The sequence below is a fragment of the Rhizobium sp. SRDI969 genome (genome assembly GCF_025152725.1).
In the GTDB taxonomy this organism is placed as follows: Bacteria; Pseudomonadota; Alphaproteobacteria; order Rhizobiales; family Rhizobiaceae; genus Rhizobium; species Rhizobium leguminosarum_I.
Genome location: NZ_CP104035.1, coordinates 2,067,305 through 2,084,104, shown reverse-complemented (window position 1 = coordinate 2,084,104; position 16,800 = coordinate 2,067,305). Strand labels below are relative to the sequence as shown.

Here is a 16,800-nt window from a genome sequence, read left to right as displayed (position 1 = left end):
GTCTTTACTCAGACAGCAAATCTGGCTATCAGGCGGCTGCGCATTCAGCTCCGCGGAGGCGCTTTCATGTCAACCACCCGCATTCGTTGGCGGGACTGGACAAGGAGAATTTCGATGTCCCAAGCTATTTCCCTGACATTTCCCGATGGTTCCGTGCGCGGCTACGATGCCGGCGCAACCGGCCGGGATGTCGCTGAATCCATTTCCAAGTCGCTCGCCAAGAAGGCAGTGGCCGTTGCTATCGACGGCACCGTGCGCGACCTTTCCGACCCCGTGACGACGGGCAGAATTGAGATCATCACCCGCAATGACGACCGCGCGCTGGAACTCATCCGCCACGACGCGGCGCATGTCATGGCGGAAGCCGTTCAGGAGCTGTGGCCCGGCACCCAGGTGACGATCGGCCCGGTCATCGAAAACGGTTTCTACTACGACTTCGCCAAGAACGAGCCCTTCACACTCGACGATCTGCCGAAGATCGAAAAGAAGATGAAGGAGATCATCGCCCGCAACGCCGCCTTCACCAAGCAGGTCTGGTCGCGCGAAAAGGCGAAACAGGTCTTCGCCGACAAGGGCGAGCAGTACAAGGTCGAACTCGTCGACGCGATCCCGGAAGGGCAGGATCTCAAGATCTATTACCAGGGTGACTGGTTCGACCTCTGCCGCGGTCCGCACATGGCCTCGACCGGTCAGATCGGCAACGCCTTCAAGCTCTTGAAGGTGGCCGGCGCCTATTGGCGCGGCGACAGCAACAATCCGATGCTGAGCCGCATCTACGGCACGGCCTTCGCCGAACAGTCGGAGCTCGACAACTATCTGCATATGCTTGCCGAAGCCGAAAAGCGCGATCACCGCCGCCTCGGCCGCGAGATGGATCTCTTCCATTTCCAGGAAGAGGGGCCGGGCGTCGTGTTCTGGCACGGCAAGGGTTGGCGTGTATTCCAGACGCTGGTCGCCTATATGCGCCGCCGGCTTGCCGGTGATTATCAGGAAGTCAACGCGCCGCAGGTGCTCGACAAGTCGTTGTGGGAGACCTCCGGTCACTGGGGCTGGTACCGCGACAACATGTTCAAGGTGACGGTCGCCGGCGACGACACCGACGACGACCGCGTCTTCGCACTGAAGCCGATGAACTGCCCCGGCCATATCCAGATCTTCAAGCACGGGCTGAAATCCTACCGCGAGCTGCCGATCCGGCTTGCCGAATTCGGCAATGTCCACCGTTACGAACCGTCGGGCGCGTTGCACGGGCTGATGCGCGTGCGCGGCTTCACGCAGGACGATGCCCACATCTTCTGCACCGACGAGCAGATGGCCGCCGAATGCCTGAAGATCAACGATCTGATCCTTTCGGTCTACAAGGATTTCGGCTTCGACGAAGTCACCATCAAGCTCTCGACAAGGCCGGACAAGCGCGTCGGTTCGGACGAGCTCTGGGACCGTGCCGAAGACGTGATGATGGGCGTGCTGGAGACGATCCAGCAGCAGTCCAACAACATCAAAACCGGCATCCTGCCGGGCGAGGGCGCTTTCTACGGGCCGAAGTTCGAATATACGCTGAAGGATGCGATCGGCCGTGAATGGCAGTGCGGCACGACGCAGGTCGACTTCAACCTACCGGAACGTTTTGGCGCCTTCTACATCGACAGCAACTCCGAAAAGACGCAGCCGGTGATGATCCACCGCGCCATCTGCGGCTCGATGGAACGCTTCCTCGGCATCCTGATCGAGAACTTCGCCGGCCACATGCCGCTCTGGGTATCACCGCTTCAGGTGGTGGTCGCAACGATTACCTCGGAAGCCGATGCCTACGGGCTTGAAGTGGCCGAGGCGCTGCGCGAGGCCGGTCTCAACGTCGAGACCGACTTCCGTAACGAGAAGATCAACTACAAGGTCCGCGAGCATTCGGTCACCAAGGTTCCTGTCATCATCGTCTGCGGCAGGAAGGAAGCCGAGGAGCGCACGGTCAACATCCGTCGCCTCGGCAGCCAGGAACAGGTTTCGATGGAGCTTGACGCTGCCGTCGAGAGCCTTGCCCTTGAAGCGACACCGCCCGACATTCGTCGCAAGGCCGAAGAAAAAAAAGCCAAGGCGGCCTGAAATAAGCCGGATTTGACAGCGCCGGGCGTGGCGCTGTCAGAAATCCGATATGCAACCGCAATATAGCCACCGTGAACGTACGACGCCGTCTTCTCGATGGTGTCGCCGTGCTGCGTCGTCATGAGACGCAGCTGATCAAACGAAACCAGTAAAGCTAAAATCAATCGAGGCTGGTGTCGTCGCCGCCCTGCGGCACGAGCTGTTCGTAGGAGGGCAGTGGCGCCACCGGGGCCGGCTGGACGCCTGGCGGGGGCGGCGTGCCGACTGGCACTTGTTGCACCGTGCGGGCAGCATCCACCGGTGGCTGCGGCTGCTGGTCCTTCATCAGAACCTCGACATCGGTGTTCCTGCCGGCGACGACGGTGAAATCGCGCTGGTAGATCTTGTCCTTGTTACGGGCGACGGCGGAATATCCGCCTTCGGCGAGGACCATGGTCGGGAAGGCACTGACACTTTCGCCGACGCTGTCGCCGGCCGCGGTCAGAATTGACCATGCCGTATCGGCGATCGCCTCGCCGCCGGCATCGGAGACCAGCTTGAAGGTGATCTGCGCGGCGCGATGCTGAATCGTCGCCTCGGTCAGCTTGCCGGCCTCGACCTGGATGTCGGCGCGGATCACGGCGTTGACGCTGCCATATTCGGAAACGATGTGATAGGTGCCGGCATTGAGGCGGACGATGGTATTCGGCGAGACATCGGCCATGACGAGGCCGCGCTCGCCATCGTCGCGCACTTCCGAAGAATAGATCGAGAAGCTCAACTGGTCGGGGCGGATGCGGGCGTCGGTGCCGGAGACGGCATTGAGCAGCAGGCCGCCGGCATCGAGCACCATCACCTGCTTGTCGACCTCGCCTTCAGCGGGCACGGTCAATTTCTTGGTGACGCCGGCGCGGCCGAAAGAGACGTTGACGAAATAATCACCGGGGGCGAGCTGGAAGGCGGCAGGTCCGCCCTTGGCGCTGGCGATCAGCGGCAGCTTGCCGTCGGCTCCGGCGATCGGGCTGAAGACGTACCAGGAGAGGCCTTCCTCAACCGGCGCGCCGTCCGCCGTCAGCTTGGCCTCCATCGGGACGTCGTGCAGCTTGACCCCTTCGGGCACCGTGCCGGGCGCGATGAAGGCATCGAGCTTCGGCATCTTCGGCGTCGATTCAAGCTGTTTGAATCCCTTGAAGGCATCTTGAGCGCCGGCGCCGAGGGGCATCAATACCATCAGGGCAATGGCAAGGCCGATGCGTGCAAAAGGCAAAATGCCAAACATCTGTTTCGTGAACCGATTGACTTCTGAAATCGCAAAGGCCACTTCAAGACCAACGCGGTGGCAAATTCAAGACCCACCCTTTGCAGCAGCATAAATAATGAGAGCCTCTCCCGCATGAAATCCGATATCAAGCTGATCGACTACCTCGCCGTGCGCCGCTCCATCCCCGCTTTCCAGATGTGCGAACCAGGCCCCGAGAAGGCCGAGATCGAGGAAATCCTGCGTCTTGCCTCGCGTGTTCCCGATCACGGCAAGATCGCCCCCTGGCGCTTCATCGTCTATCGCGGAGAGCAGCGCGTGCGTCTCGGCGAGGAGCTTCTGACGCTGGCACTTCATTCAAAACCCGACCTTTCCGAAGAGATGATCGAGGTCGAGCGCAGCCGTTTCACCCGCGCGCCCGTGGTCGTCGCCGTCGTCAGCAAGGCGGGGCCGCATATCAAGATCCCGGAATGGGAGCAGTTGATGTCGGCAGGCGCGCTTTGCTTCAATGTCATTCTCGCCGCCAACGCCAACGGTTATGTCGCCAACTGGCTGACGGAGTGGTTCGCCTATGACAAGCGCGCCTATCCGCTGCTTGGCGTCCGGCCTGATGAAAGGGTGGCGGGCTTCATCCATATCGGCTCGACGACATTTCCGGCAATCGAGCGGCCTCGGCCGGAGCTTGGCGACACCGTGACCTGGGTCGGCGGAGACGATTGATGTTCTATACCACCGATAGCAACCGGCATGGGCTTGCGCATGATCCTTTCAAGGCGATCGTGTCGCCGCGCCCGATCGGCTGGATCGGTAGCAAGGGCAGGGACGGCTCGATCAATCTCGCGCCTTATTCTTTTTTCAATGCCGTTGCCGATCGGCCGAAGCTGGTGATGTTTTCTTCCGCCGGAAGCAAGCACAGCCAGCGCAATGCGGCCGAGACCGGCGTCTTCACCTGCAATTTCGTCAGCCGCGATCTCGCCGAGAAGATGAACCTTTCCTCGGCGGCGCTGGCCTACGGCGACAGCGAATTCGATTTCGCCGGCCTGACGCCGAAGCAGGCCGAACTGATCGACGCGCCCTATGTCGGCGAGGCTTTCGCGGTGCTCGAATGCAAGATGACCGAAATCATCGAGCCGAAGACGCTATCGGGCGCGCCGTCCGAAAACGTCCTGGTCTTCGGCGAAGTGATAGGCATCCGCATCGACGAAGCGATCGTCAGGGACGGCCGCCTCGACATGTCGATCGCCCGACCTCTCGCCCGCATGGGCTATATGGATTACAGCGAAGGCAGCGATGTTTTCGAGATGGTCCGGCCGCAACTGCCGCCAATTGAAGGCTAACCGCAAGGTATACAAAGGCTTAAGAAATATGATGAACCAATCTTAAACCTTTTGCCGCTACGGTCGCAGCAGTGAATAGAGCGCGAAAGAATCGCGTTGAAGTGCTGGGGCGTCGTGTGATCGTAGAAGCTTTTCTTCGTTGGGTCGAAACGGCCAAGACAGGCGACCGGGCCCGGGCCGCAAGCGCTCTCGGGCGAGCCTATCTGCAGTCCGAAATGTCCGGCGACGAACGGGCGGCGGCCGAGATGGCGATGACCTTTCTTCTCGACGATCCGTCGCCGCGCGTGCGGCTTGCGCTTGCCGAGGCGATCGCCTGGTCGCCCGATGCGCCGCGCAGCCTGATCCTTTCGCTTGCCGAGGACCAGCCCGAGGTGGCCTGCCACGCGGTGATCTGTTCGCCGCTTTTGAGCGATGCCGATCTCGTCGACCTTGCCGCGCGCGGCAACGGCGCCACCCGCATGCTGATCGCGGCGAGGGCGCATGTGACTCGCCCGGTTTCCGCCGCCCTTGCCGAGGTCGGCGACGAAGAAGAGCTGCTCTGCCTGCTCGAGAACGACGGGGCGGCGATCTCCACTCCGTCGCTGAAACGCATCGCGGAGCGGCTTGGCGACTGCTGTGACATCCGTAACCTGCTTCTGGACCGCAGCGATCTTCCGGCCGATGCCCGCCAGCTGCTCACCCAGCATGTCAGCAATGCGCTGGTTAACCTGCCGCTGGCGCAGGCGGCGATCGGCCTGCAAAGGCTGGAACGGATCAGCCGCGAGGCGACCGAGGCTGCCATCGTTTCGATCGCCGGCGACGTCGCGCCGCGCGAAATACCCGACCTCGTGACGCATCTGCGCCTTAGCGGCCGGCTGACGCCGTCCTTCCTGATGCATACGCTCTGCGCCGGCAAGGTGGATTTCTTCGCCGGCGCGATCGTCGACCTGACCGCGTGCAGCGAGCGCCGCGTGCGTTCGATCCTGGCAACCGGGCGCATGCATGCCGTGCGTGCGCTCTATGAGTCCGCCGGCCTGCCCAGGGATATCAGCGTCGTCTTCGTCGAGGCGACGATGCTGTGGCGCGACGCCGCCAGAAAAGCGCCAGCGAGCGTGCTCGGCAATGTCTGCGGCCGTCTTCTCGAAAAATTCCGCCATCACGACGCGCATGGCGCGATCGGCGAACTGCTCGACATGGTGGAAAAGCTTAGTGTCATCGAGCAGCGACAATCGGCCCGCATCTATGCGGCGCTTGCGGCGGCCTAATCAGCTAGCCGCGTCGCCACCCAGGAATAGCTGGCGGAGACGAAATGCAATGGCTTGCTGAGTGTGTCTCTGACGCTTCTGCCCGAGGGCAGATGGGCGCGGACCTCGCCGGCGATGCCTTCAGCAAAACCGGCGATCCTTCCTGCTGGTTCCTCGGGCGCTGCGACAGCGACCTCGGGCGCCGCGGCAGGCATGGGCGCCGGCTTCGGCGGCTCGGCGACGGCGATGGCTTTCGGCGCCTCGCACACTGCGATCACCGAGGGATAGTTGACGTTCACATAAGTCTTCAGCCGTCGTTCGGCCTCGGCATCGCAGGCGGCAACGGTTTCCCAGCGTTTATCGACCGTCGCGACATAATTGCACTGGCTGATGGAATCGTCGCAGCCGAGAATGGTCATCGCGATCAGCAACGCTTGCATCTTCTGCTTCCTTGATTATTGAGCACTTCATCGTCTTAGAGGGAGCAATTCCAACCGAATGAAGGCAACGACATTAACTCTTCGTCATATCGGGGAAATTGTGCCCCCGCGCCAGCAGAAGGAGCCAGCATGTCCGTCACCATTGCCCTGGAGCCGCCGCGCCAGGAGGGCGTCATCCGCCTTCTCGATCTTTCCGATGCCTATGCGCAATCGCTCTATCCGGCAGAAAGCAACCATCTGGTCGACCTCTCCTTACTGGAGAAACCTTCGGTGAGCTTCCTGGTTGCGCGTAACGGCGATGCGATCGTCGGCTGCTGCGCGCTGTCGAGGCCGGCGATGGCACGGCGGAAATCAAGCGCATGTTCGTCGATCCCGAGGCGAGGGGGCTGAGGATCGCCAGTGGCCTGATGAATGCGCTCGAAGCAATCGCCGGGGAAAAGGGGCTGACGGCGATCCGGCTCGAAACGGGCATCTACCAGCCGGAGGCAATCGCGCTCTACCGCAAATACGGATATCGGGAAATCGAGCCTTTCGGCAGCTATCTGCCGGATCCGCTCAGCCTGTTTATGGAAAAGCGGCTGGCGTAACCCATCTGCGAAGCTATGTTCAGCCTTCGGCGACGCGCGGCATGGCCTTCGGCGAACCGGGGACTGGCGGCGGGGCCTGATCGTCGATAATGATCTGCGGTCCGCTTTCGCTCTTGTCGGCATTGCGGGCTTCGTGGATCCATTCGCGCCAGATGGCGACGATCAGCGCCATCAGCACCGGGCCGATGAAGATGCCGAGAAAACCCATCGTCTTGACGCCGCCGACGAGGCCGAAGAAGGTCGGCAGGAAGGGCAGCTTGATCGGACCACCGACGAGTTTCGGCCGCAGCGTCTTGTCGACGATGAAGAGTTCGACCGTCCCCCAGACGAAGAGACCGATGCCGGCGACATGCGAGCCGCTCGCCAACAGATAGATGGAGACCAGCGAGAAGGAGAGCGGAGCACCGCCCGGTATCAGCGCCATCACACCGGTCAGAACGCCGAGCGTCACCGGCGAGGGCACGCCGGCAATCCAGTAGGCAAGGCCGAGCACGATGCCTTCGCCGATCGCGATCAGCGTCATGCCCATGACGGTGGAACTGATCGTCGCCGGCACGACGCGGGAAATGCGCTCCCAGCGGTTCGGCAGGATGCGCTCGCCGAGCATATCGATCTGCTTGGAGAAGGAGAATCCGTCGCGATAGACGAAGAACAACGCGATCAGCATGAAGAGCAGCGTCAGCAGCAGGTGGAAGGCGCCGCCGCCGGCCGCAAGTACGGCGCGGTAAATGTTGCCGATATTAGCGCCGCTGACCGCCTGGATGACTTCGCCGAGCGCGCCGGGACTGCCGATATATTTCGTCCAGACCTCATCGAGATAGGCGCCGGCCCAAGGCAATGCGACGATCCAGTCGGGCGTCGGGGCGCCGGCGCGGTTGGCGTGGATTGCCCAGGTGACCCAGGTGCGTACTTCGCCCGTCGTATAGGTCACAGCAAGCCCGATCGGGATGACCAGGAAAGTGATGATCATGATGATGGCGATGGTCGCGGCGATCGTCGTATTACCGCCGACGCGGGCAAGAAGCTTGCGGTAGAGTGGCCAGCTGGCGAAGCCGATGACGAGGGCTGCGAGCACCGGCACGAGGAAGCCGTAGAAGAAATAGACGCCGGCAGCGACGACCAGGACCAGCAGCCAGCGCGCCGCCGAAATGGAGGGAATCAGCGGCGTGCGCGTCTGCGCCGACGATCCGAGCCATCGCGGTTCATGATTGCTTTTCTGACGGTCAAACACACCCACGCGCGCCTCTTCTTTTTCTTGTACTCTGGTTATGGGACATCAACCCGGCGGTTTCAAGGTCCGCACCATGAAAGCGTATACAAAGCGTCGCTATTCGACCCTCAGACCCGGGCGTCTTACTGCTGCGGGAGGCTGAGAATCTTGAAGGCGTAGAATTGCGTCTTCTGGCTGGTCGAAAAATTATTATCGGAGCCGAGAATGAGAACATCGGTGCCGTCCTTGGCCTTGCCGAGCGACATGGCCTCGATATTGTCGGGAACGAGGCCGATCGCCCTCAAATCGAGGACCTGGCTCTTGCGGACGGGAACGACGCGCTGGTCGTTCTTGGCGAGGGACGCGATGGCGGATACATCGGTGGCATCAGTCAGATCCATCATCATGATCTTGATGCTGTTGCCGAAGCCCTGGGCATAACTGCGCTCGACGGCGAGCAGGCGGTGATCGTCGAGGGCGAGCATCTCCGACATGCCGTTGTCATTGCCGCCGTCGGCCTTGGTGGCGGCCTGCGGGATCGGCGAGACCGGGTAGACGTACTCGGCCTTCGGCTCGCCTGTGGCGCTGTCGTAACGGACGATGCGCGACAGGCTGCCTGATGTCAGCGAAGGGTTCGGGCCATCCTGATAGAGCGCCGCTTCGACACCGACGAAAACATCGCCTGAGGGCGCGATGGCAAGATCCTCGAAGGCGAGGTTGTCACGGATGCCGGTCGACTTGTCCGCGGTCGGCGCAAAGCCCTCCGGCAGCTTGAATTCGCGGACAAAGGAACCGTCCGGCGAAGCGACGCGGACGAACGGCGGAAGCAGCGCCTTGCCGTCGCCTTCGCTGCCCCAGTAGATGCCGTCCTTGCCGAGGCGGATCGATTCCGGATCGACGGTCCGGGCAGCGAAGGGCTCGCCGTTCTTGTCCTTCAGCGTCACCTGCTTGGCGACCGAAACGCCCTTGAGGCCCGAGGCGTCGAGATCGACGTCGAGTTCGTAGAAGCGGGTCGGGCCTCTTTCCGAGCGATCGTCGCTGATGGCGAGATAGTGGCCGGTGGCGGCATCGAAATCGAGCCCGGAAATGCCGCCGAATTCGACGCCGTTTTCCACATGGCCCGTGGGGATGACGAATTCACCGAGATAGGAGAGCGAAATGCCGGCGGCGCAATCGCCAAAGGGACAGGAGGTCTCAAAGGTGGCGCCGATATCGGTGGCGCTGACGGTGACGGTGCTGGACAGAAGAACGAAAGCGGCAGCCGCGAGAAAACGCTTGGTCATGACAAATATCCGGCAAGGGGTTGAAAACGGTTCAAACAGGTGCAGGCGTTCCTCACGGGAGGACACACGCCGACCGCTTCATGCGCCGGTTGTTTGTCGGAGTTGTTACGGTTCTTCGTCAGTTCCGTGAAATCGTGAATGCTAAAATGCGTGGCGACGAACCCATGTCTGTCCGACCGCTCGGCGCGCTCGATGGCATACGCTAGATATCGAGATTCTCCGCGAAAGCCGCGCGATCCTGGATGAAGCGGAAGCGGGCTTCGGGCTTGGTGCCCATCAGATCGTCGACGGCGGCGCGCGTGCCTTCGAAATCGATCTCGTCGATCAGCACCTTGAGCAGGGTGCGCTTGGACGGATCCATCGTGGTTTCCTTGAGCTGAGCGGGCATCATTTCGCCGAGGCCTTTGAAACGGCTGATCTCGACCTTGGCCTTGCCCTTGAACTCCGTCTGCATCAGCTCGGCGCGATGATTGTCGTCGCGGGCATAGGCGGATTTCGAGCCTTGGGTGATTTTGTAGAGCGGCGGCACGGCGAGGAAAAGATGGCCGCCACGCACCAGCTCCGGCATCTCCTGATAGAAGAAGGTGATGAGCAGCGAGGCGATGTGGGCGCCGTCGACGTCGGCATCGGTCATGACGATGATGCGCTCGTAACGCAGGTCTTCGTCGCGGTATTTCGACCGCGTGCCGCAGCCGAGCGCCTGGACGAGATCGGCGAGCTGCTGGTTGGCGCCGAGTTTTTCGCGGCCGGCGCTGGCAACGTTGAGGATCTTGCCGCGCAGCGGCAGGATTGCCTGGTTGGCGCGGTTACGTGCCTGCTTGGCCGAACCGCCTGCCGAGTCGCCCTCGACGATGAAGAGCTCGGCACCCTCGGCGGTATTCTGCGAGCAGTCGGCGAGCTTGCCGGGCAGGCGCAATTTGCGCACCGCCGTCTTGCGGTTGACTTCCTTTTCCTTGCGGCGGCGCAGGCGCTCCTCGGCGCGTTCGATCACCCAGTCGAGCAGCTTGGCCGACTCGTTCGGGTTATCGGCAAGGTAATGGTCGAAGGGATCGCGCAGCGCGTTCTCGACGATACGCTGGGCCTCGACGGTCGCAAGCTTGTCTTTGGTCTGGCCGACGAATTCCGGCTCGCGGATGAAGACCGACAGCATGCCGACGGCCGAGATCATCACGTCGTCGGTGGTGATCTGCGCGGCGCGCTTGTTCTGCGTCAGCTCGGCATAGGCTTTCAGGCCCTTGGTCAGCGCGATGCGCAGGCCGGCCTCATGCGTGCCGCCTTCGGGCGTCGGGATGGTGTTGCAATAGGAATGCACCTGCGGATCGCCGCCATACCAGGTGATCGCCCATTCCATCGAGCCATGGCCGCTGGTCTTCTCGGTCTTGCCGGCAAAGATCTCGCGGGTAACGGTGAACTCCTTGCCCATCGTCGCCTGGAGATAGTCCTTCAGGCCGCCGGGGAAGTGGAAGACGGCCTTGTCAGGCACCTCGGAACCTTCGGGCAGCACGCCTGCCTCGCAGCTCCAGCGGATTTCGACGCCGCCGAACAGATAGGCTTTTGAGCGCGCCATGCGGAAGACGCGGGCGGCATCGAACTTCATATGATCCCCAAAGATCTGGGGGTCGGGATGAAAGCGCACGCGGGTGCCGCGACGATTATGGACGTCGCCCAACTCTTCGAGCCCGCCCTGCGGCAGGCCGCGGGAGAAGCGCTGGCGATAGAGCTTGCGGTTTCGCGCCACCTCGACCTCGAGGTCGTCGGAGAGCGCGTTGACGACCGAGACGCCGACGCCGTGCAGGCCGCCTGAAGTCTCATAAGCCTTGCCGTCGAATTTGCCGCCGGCATGCAGCTTGGTCATGATGACTTCGAGCGTCGACTTGCCGGGCACCTGCGGATGGTTCTCGACCGGGATGCCGCGGCCGTTGTCGGAGACGGTGAGATAACCCTCGAGGTCGAGATAGACCTCGATGAAATTGGCGTGCCCGGCGACCGCCTCGTCCATCGCATTGTCGATGACTTCGGCAAAGAGGTGATGCAGCGCCTTTTCATCGGTGCCGCCGATATACATGCCCGGACGCATGCGTACCGGCTCGAGGCCTTCGAGGACGCGGATCGACGAGGCGCCGTAATCATCCGAGTTCGAGGCGGCGGGCGCGGGACGTGCTGAGGCTCCGGCAGCAGGGGGCGCTGCGGCGAAGGGCGCAGCCGGAGCCGACGGCCGTTCGGCGGGCGCCGCAGGCTTCTGCGCCTCCTCGCGTTTTTCAGAGAGGGGCATTCCGGAAAAGAGGTCGTTGCTATCGTCCATGGAGCCGTTCAGATCTTCATCCTGTCTTAGGTCTGGCTTGGGCGGGCATCCGCGCCGACCCAAAATCACCGCATTTCATGCCACCTTGCGAATCAGGCAGATTTTGCCAGAAAGCACATCTATACGCGACACCGCCTGTTTTGGCGGGCTTTTCCCAAATGATTTGCGTTGCCGGGTGCAGAATGGCAAGCGGCGGCGGGCTTCAGGAACCATCCGAATGCGAATGTCCACAAGTCATTGCACCATCTTCACGGCAATTGCGGCGTTTTTCTTGTCCGCGGCCATTCTGTCCGCTGTTGGCCCGGCGCAGGCAGCCGAAGCTTTGCCGCCTTTCAAGGACGACCTGTTTTCGAAGCAGGCCGTGCTCCAGACGGGCGATGACGGCGCCTTCGAGGTCATCGACTATGACGAGATGCGAGATATCAACGGCCGCGACCAGATCCCGCAAAAGCGGGTGCAGCAGAAATATGTGGCGCTCGCCATCCGCAAGACCCAAGCGGACGAGACGCTGTCTGTCGACGGCATCAAGCTCGATGTCACCAGGGTGGGACCGGTCGGGAATGCCGCCTTCACGGTGATTTTCATCCATGGGCGCGACGGTGACCGGCGGCTCGGCGCCAACGACTACAGCTTCGGCGGCAATTTCAACCGGCTGAAGAACCTCGTCGCCGGCAATGGCGGCGTTTATTATTCGCCGACGGTCAAAAGCTTCGACAGCAGCGGCGTTGCGGCGATCGCCGGCCTGATCCGCTATGCCAGCGCGCAATCACCCGGTCGGCCGATCATCCTTTCCTGCGCCTCGATGGGAAGCCAGGTCTGCTGGGGCATTGCGCGCGATGGTGACAGCGTCAAGCGGCTGAAGGGCATGCTGATCATGAGCGGGGTGACCGATCCCGATTTCACCACCAGCGCCTTCTACAAGGCGAAGCTGCCGCTCTGGTTCGCCCATGGCAGCCGCGATCCGGTCTATGCCGCCGCCGCCCAGCAGGCGCTGTTCGAAAGCCTGCACAAGGCAAAATATCCGGCGCGTTTCACGCTGTTTCAGACCGGCAATCACGGGACGCCGATCCGGATGATCGACTGGCGCAGGGTGTTGAACTGGATTCTCGCCGGCTAGAGCGCAGCGGGCCGATGCGTGGATTCAGAATGCTACCACAGCGTGTCCGATAAGACGCGCGGCGCTGTAGCGGACGATTTTCGGCAGAAATATGCGCGGGATCGCAGAGATTCCCCTTACGTCAAGGGCATGATGCTTTTCTTTGCTGCAAGCTTTTGATATTGCCCAAGGCATAAGCAGATTGTGGAAGGCCGGCATGACACCTGATGTGCGCCCGCTTGTGGCGGGAAACTGGAAAATGAATGGCATGCGTGCCTCCCTGGATCAGATCAAAGCGATCGCCGAGGGTGTTCGCCCGCCGCTGGCCGACAAGGTCGAAGCGCTGATCTGCCCGCCGACGACGCTGCTGTATGTGGCGACGGCGCTGTGCACCGACAGCCCGCTGGCGATCGGGGCTCAGGACTGCCATCAGAACCCGTCCGGTGCGCATACCGGCGACATTTCGGCCGAGATGATTGCCGATTGTTTCGGCACCTATGTCATCGTCGGCCATTCGGAGCGGCGCACCGACCATGCCGAAACCGACCATCTGGTCCGCGCCAAGGCGGAGGCCGCCTTTGCTGCCGGGCTGACGGCGATCATCTGCATCGGTGAGACGGCGGATGAACGCCGGACAGGCCAGGCGCTCGACGTCATCAAGCGCCAGCTTTCCGCCTCCGTTCCCGATAGCGCGACTGCCGAAAATACGGTCATCGCCTATGAGCCGATCTGGGCGATCGGCACCGGCGTGACGCCGACATCAGGTGATGTCGAAAAGGCGCATGCCTTCATGCGCGCAGAGCTGGCGACTCGCTTCGGTGATGGCGGCCGCAAGATGCGCCTTCTCTACGGCGGTTCGGTCAAGCCGGCCAATGCCCACGAGCTGATGGGCATTGCCAATGTCGACGGGGCGCTGATCGGCGGAGCGAGCTTGAAAGCGGCCGACTTCCTTGCCATCTACCGGGCCTATGAGGCGCTGCTCGCCTGAGGCATTTTTTATTCCTGAGTTTATTCCCGAGTTTATTCCTGGCCGAAGGGCTTGGAATAGATGAAAGCCTCATGTAAAGAGCCGCCAGAATTCTTAACTTTGTCCGTCTCGAGGCGGGCAGGACTGGACCCATGCAGACCGTATTGATTGTCATCCATCTCATGATCGTGCTCGCCCTTGTCGGCGTCGTGCTCATCCAGCGCTCGGAAGGCGGCGGCCTCGGCATCGGCGGCGGTTCGGGCTTCATGTCGGCCCGCGGCACGGCCAATGCACTGACGCGTACGACCGCGATTCTCGCGACGCTGTTTTTCCTGACTTCGCTCGGCCTCGGCATACTGACGCGTTACGAGGGCCGTCCGAGCGACATTCTCGATCGCATTCCGGCAACAGGCGGCCAGGGCAACGGTATTCTCGATTCGCTCGGCGGCGGGCAGGCTCCGGCAAATCAGCCGGCCGGCAACGGTGTTCCGAGCAGCGGGGCAGCGACGCCCGCACCGCAGGCTCCGGCCGCTCAAGCTCCAGCAACTGGGGCGCCGGCAACTGGCACTCCGGCAACTCAGGCCCCGGCGGCCACCGCGCCTTCAACGACTGCTCCGGCAACGACTGCCCCGGCAACGCCCGCAGCTCCGGCCGCGCCGGCACCGGCTCAGCCCTCCGGCGTCCCGACGGGACAGTAAGCCGGTCTTCGACATGAACCGCCGGCAGGCCCTCGGGTCTGCCGGTTTTCTTTTGTTCAGATTCCTGCGCCACGCATCGAAAGTTCTGGAAAAGAATTTTTGGGCTGGTGGAATCGTTTTTGAAAAGGTATCCGGTGACTCCCATGGCGCGATACGTATTCATCACTGGCGGCGTGGTTTCCTCTCTCGGAAAAGGAATTGCGGCCGCGGCTCTCGGAGCGTTGCTGCAGGCCCGTGGATATCGGGTCCGGCTTCGCAAGCTCGACCCCTATCTGAACGTGGACCCGGGCACGATGAGCCCGACCCAGCACGGGGAGGTCTTCGTCACCGACGACGGCGCGGAAACCGATCTCGATCTCGGTCATTACGAACGTTTCACGGGGCGTTCGGCGACCAAGACCGACAACATCACCACCGGCCGCATCTACAAGAACATCATCGACAAGGAACGGCGCGGCGATTATCTCGGCGCGACGGTGCAGGTCATCCCGCACGTTACCAACGAGATCAAGGATTTCGTCACCGAGGGTAATGGCGATTACGACTTCGTCATCTGCGAGATCGGCGGCACGGTCGGCGACATCGAGGCGATGCCGTTCATGGAGGCGATCCGCCAGCTCGGCAACGACCTGCCGCGCGGCACTGCCGTCTACGTCCACCTGACGCTGATGCCCTACATTCCGGCGGCCGGCGAGCTCAAGACCAAGCCGACGCAACATTCGGTCAAGGAACTGCAGGCGCTCGGCATTCATCCCGATATCCTGCTGGTGCGCGCCGACCGCGAAATTCCGGAAGCCGAACGCCGCAAGCTCTCGCTATTCTGCAACGTTCGCCCGTCCGCCGTCATCCAGGCGCTCGACGTCGCCAACATCTATGACGTGCCGATCGCCTACCACAAGGAAGGTCTGGACGACGAAGTCCTTGCCGCCTTCGGCATCGAGCCCGCGCCAAAGCCGCGGCTCGACCCTTGGGAAGAGGTCTGCAATCGCATCCGCACGCCGGAGGGCGAGGTGACCATCGCGATCGTCGGCAAATATACCGGCCTTAAGGATGCCTATAAGTCGTTGATCGAGGCGCTGCATCACGGCGGCATCGCCAATCGCGTCAAGGTCAACCTCGAATGGATCGAATCCGAGGTCTTCGAAAAGGAAGATCCGGCGCCCTATCTCGAAAAGGTGCACGGCATCCTTGTGCCCGGCGGCTTCGGCGAACGCGGTTCGGAAGGCAAGATCCACGCTGCCCGCTTTGCCCGGGAGCGCAAGGTGCCGTATTTCGGCATCTGCTTCGGCATGCAGATGGCGGTCATCGAGGCGGCGCGCAATCTCGCCGACGTGTCCGGTGCCTCCTCGACCGAATTCGGCGCGACGAAAGAACCGGTGGTCGGCCTGATGACCGAATGGGTCAAGGGCAACGAATTGCAGAAGCGTACGGCAGCCGGGGATCTCGGCGGTACAATGCGCCTCGGCGCCTACAAGGCGGCGCTGAAGAAGGGCACGAAGATCTCGGATATCTACGGTTCCACCGATATTTCCGAGCGTCACCGCCACCGCTACGAGGTGAATATCGACTACAAGGACCGGCTCGAGAACTGCGGCCTCGTCTTCTCCGGCATGTCGCCGGACGGCGTCCTGCCGGAGACGATCGAATATCCGGATCATCCGTGGTTCATCGGCGTGCAGTACCACCCGGAACTGAAGAGCCGACCGCTCGACCCGCATCCGCTGTTTGCCAGCTTCATAGAAGCGGCAACGGAACAGAGCCGTCTCGTCTGATGCATGCAAACCAGATCGCGTTGTTTCAGGCGCGATCTGGATAACATCCGTGCCCGCGCTATCTCGCCGGCATGACCCCTTCACGCAGCACCACCGTCTCACGCTTCATCGCAGCGCCGCGCGAGCGTATCTACCGCGCCTTCCTCGATCCAGAGGCGGTCGCCACCTGGCTTCCGCCTGATACGATGAAGGGCATCGTCGATGCCTTCGAGGGCAGGGAAGGCGGCGCCTTCAGCATGTCGCTCGTCTATCCCGATGACGAGGCGTCGCAGCCGGGCAAGACCTCTGACAAGATCGACACGTTCCAAGGCCGTTTTGCACGGCTCGTGCCTGACGAGAACATCGTCTGGGCGACGGTCTTCGAATCCGAGAACGAAGATTATTCCGGCGAGATGACTGTCAGCACGACATTGTCGCCCGCCGATGGAGGCACCGATGTGACGATGGTCTGCGACAACATCCCCTCCGGCATTCGCCTGGAAGACAATGAAGAAGGCTGCCGCTCGACACTCGACAACCTCGCCGCCTTCGTCGGCGGTTGACGATCG

Annotated in this window: 15 protein-coding genes and 1 pseudogene; 10 read left to right on the top strand and 6 right to left on the bottom strand. The window is 62.1% G+C overall.

The features are described from left to right. The first annotated feature begins 114 nt into the window (after positions 1-114). Complete coding sequence (thrS, locus tag N2A41_RS10500) at positions 115-2,100, top strand: threonine--tRNA ligase (protein WP_260110886.1); 1,986 nt, start codon at positions 115-117, stop codon at positions 2,098-2,100. Positions 2,101-2,260: 160 nt separating this feature from the next. On the opposite strand, the gene N2A41_RS10495 is transcribed toward thrS, so the two are convergent. Beyond that, positions 2,261-3,358 carry a hypothetical protein gene (locus N2A41_RS10495; protein ID WP_260110885.1) on the bottom strand — a complete coding sequence of 366 codons (1,098 nt, stop codon included), beginning with the start codon at positions 3,356-3,358 and terminating at the stop codon, positions 2,261-2,263. Positions 3,359-3,472: 114 nt separating this feature from the next. Between N2A41_RS10495 and N2A41_RS10490 the strand changes: the two genes are divergently transcribed. The 3 genes from N2A41_RS10490 (at position 3,473) to N2A41_RS10480 (ending at position 5,918) form a co-directional block, all read left to right on the top strand. Continuing rightward, positions 3,473-4,057 carry a nitroreductase family protein gene (locus N2A41_RS10490; RefSeq protein WP_222294861.1) on the top strand — a complete coding sequence of 195 codons (585 nt, stop codon included), beginning with the start codon at positions 3,473-3,475 and terminating at the stop codon, positions 4,055-4,057. Continuing rightward, positions 4,057-4,674 carry a flavin reductase family protein gene (locus tag N2A41_RS10485; RefSeq protein ID WP_260110884.1) on the top strand — a complete coding sequence of 206 codons (618 nt, stop codon included), beginning with the start codon at positions 4,057-4,059 and terminating at the stop codon, positions 4,672-4,674. The genes N2A41_RS10490 and N2A41_RS10485 overlap by 1 nt, the downstream gene beginning before the upstream one ends. A 101-nt stretch (positions 4,675-4,775) precedes the next feature. After that, positions 4,776-5,918 carry a DUF2336 domain-containing protein gene (locus N2A41_RS10480; RefSeq protein WP_260110883.1) on the top strand — a complete coding sequence of 381 codons (1,143 nt, stop codon included), beginning with the start codon at positions 4,776-4,778 and terminating at the stop codon, positions 5,916-5,918. Here N2A41_RS10480 and N2A41_RS10475 read toward each other — a convergent pair. Then, positions 5,915-6,337 (bottom strand): hypothetical protein, encoded by a 423-nt coding sequence (locus N2A41_RS10475; protein ID WP_222385065.1) that lies wholly within the window; start codon positions 6,335-6,337, stop codon positions 5,915-5,917. The genes N2A41_RS10480 and N2A41_RS10475 overlap by 4 nt on opposite strands. A gap of 129 nt (positions 6,338-6,466) precedes the next feature. On the opposite strand from N2A41_RS10475, the pseudogene N2A41_RS10470 reads away from it, so the two are divergent. Beyond that, positions 6,467-6,924: pseudogene (locus tag N2A41_RS10470) on the top strand (GNAT family N-acetyltransferase). A gap of 19 nt (positions 6,925-6,943) precedes the next feature. On the opposite strand, the gene N2A41_RS10465 reads toward N2A41_RS10470, so the two are convergent. The 3 genes from N2A41_RS10465 to parE form a co-directional block, all read right to left on the bottom strand. Continuing rightward, positions 6,944-8,161, bottom strand: coding sequence for an AI-2E family transporter (locus N2A41_RS10465; protein ID WP_222385063.1), 1,218 nt, complete (start codon positions 8,159-8,161; stop codon positions 6,944-6,946). A 116-nt stretch (positions 8,162-8,277) separates the two neighbouring features. Then, entirely contained in the window at positions 8,278-9,417 is a 1,140-nt protein-coding gene (locus N2A41_RS10460; protein ID WP_260110882.1) for an esterase-like activity of phytase family protein, read from the bottom strand. 202 nt (positions 9,418-9,619) lie between these two features. Then, positions 9,620-11,719, bottom strand: coding sequence for a DNA topoisomerase IV subunit B (gene parE / locus N2A41_RS10455; protein ID WP_260110881.1), 2,100 nt, complete (start codon positions 11,717-11,719; stop codon positions 9,620-9,622). Between the two features lie 217 nt (positions 11,720-11,936). Between parE and N2A41_RS10450 the strand changes: the two genes are divergently transcribed. Next, the gene (locus N2A41_RS10450) at positions 11,937-12,836 is read left to right on the top strand and encodes an alpha/beta hydrolase (protein ID WP_260110880.1); all 900 of its coding nucleotides are present in this window, start codon (positions 11,937-11,939) and stop codon (positions 12,834-12,836) included. 24 nt (positions 12,837-12,860) lie between these two features. Here the strand turns inward: N2A41_RS10450 and N2A41_RS10445 are convergent, their stop codons facing one another. After that, positions 12,861-13,085 carry a hypothetical protein gene (locus N2A41_RS10445; protein ID WP_260111140.1) on the bottom strand — a complete coding sequence of 75 codons (225 nt, stop codon included), beginning with the start codon at positions 13,083-13,085 and terminating at the stop codon, positions 12,861-12,863. On the opposite strand from N2A41_RS10445, the gene tpiA reads away from it, so the two are divergent. From tpiA to N2A41_RS10425, 4 genes are all read left to right on the top strand, one after another. Further along, positions 13,033-13,803 (top strand): triose-phosphate isomerase, encoded by a 771-nt coding sequence (gene tpiA, locus N2A41_RS10440; protein ID WP_260110879.1) that lies wholly within the window; start codon positions 13,033-13,035, stop codon positions 13,801-13,803. The genes N2A41_RS10445 and tpiA overlap by 53 nt on opposite strands. A gap of 131 nt (positions 13,804-13,934) precedes the next feature. Beyond that, a complete protein-coding gene (secG, locus tag N2A41_RS10435) occupies positions 13,935-14,480 on the top strand; it encodes a preprotein translocase subunit SecG (RefSeq protein WP_017964389.1) in 546 nt (181 codons plus the stop codon). A gap of 143 nt (positions 14,481-14,623) precedes the next feature. Beyond that, positions 14,624-16,252: a CTP synthase gene (locus N2A41_RS10430; RefSeq protein ID WP_017964388.1), complete on the top strand. Its 1,629-nt coding sequence runs from the start codon at positions 14,624-14,626 to the stop codon at positions 16,250-16,252. Between the two features lie 71 nt (positions 16,253-16,323). Next, a complete protein-coding gene (locus N2A41_RS10425) occupies positions 16,324-16,794 on the top strand; it encodes an SRPBCC family protein (protein ID WP_260110878.1) in 471 nt (156 codons plus the stop codon). Positions 16,795-16,800: the final 6 nt, after the last annotated feature.

Coding starts and splice junctions, on each gene's coding strand:
- N2A41_RS10490 (WP_222294861.1), top strand. CDS start 3,473: ATGAAATCCGATATCAAGCTGATCGACTACCTCGCCGTGCGCCGCTCC.
- N2A41_RS10450 (WP_260110880.1), top strand. CDS start 11,937: ATGCGAATGTCCACAAGTCATTGCACCATCTTCACGGCAATTGCGGCG.
- tpiA (WP_260110879.1), top strand. CDS start 13,033: ATGACACCTGATGTGCGCCCGCTTGTGGCGGGAAACTGGAAAATGAAT.
- N2A41_RS10445 (WP_260111140.1), bottom strand. CDS start 13,085: ATGCCATTCATTTTCCAGTTTCCCGCCACAAGCGGGCGCACATCAGGT.
- N2A41_RS10495 (WP_260110885.1), bottom strand. CDS start 3,358: ATGTTTGGCATTTTGCCTTTTGCACGCATCGGCCTTGCCATTGCCCTG.
- parE (WP_260110881.1), bottom strand. CDS start 11,719: ATGGACGATAGCAACGACCTCTTTTCCGGAATGCCCCTCTCTGAAAAA.
- secG (WP_017964389.1), top strand. CDS start 13,935: ATGCAGACCGTATTGATTGTCATCCATCTCATGATCGTGCTCGCCCTT.
- N2A41_RS10430 (WP_017964388.1), top strand. CDS start 14,624: ATGGCGCGATACGTATTCATCACTGGCGGCGTGGTTTCCTCTCTCGGA.
- N2A41_RS10460 (WP_260110882.1), bottom strand. CDS start 9,417: ATGACCAAGCGTTTTCTCGCGGCTGCCGCTTTCGTTCTTCTGTCCAGC.
- thrS (WP_260110886.1), top strand. CDS start 115: ATGTCCCAAGCTATTTCCCTGACATTTCCCGATGGTTCCGTGCGCGGC.
- N2A41_RS10475 (WP_222385065.1), bottom strand. CDS start 6,337: ATGCAAGCGTTGCTGATCGCGATGACCATTCTCGGCTGCGACGATTCC.
- N2A41_RS10425 (WP_260110878.1), top strand. CDS start 16,324: ATGACCCCTTCACGCAGCACCACCGTCTCACGCTTCATCGCAGCGCCG.
- N2A41_RS10485 (WP_260110884.1), top strand. CDS start 4,057: ATGTTCTATACCACCGATAGCAACCGGCATGGGCTTGCGCATGATCCT.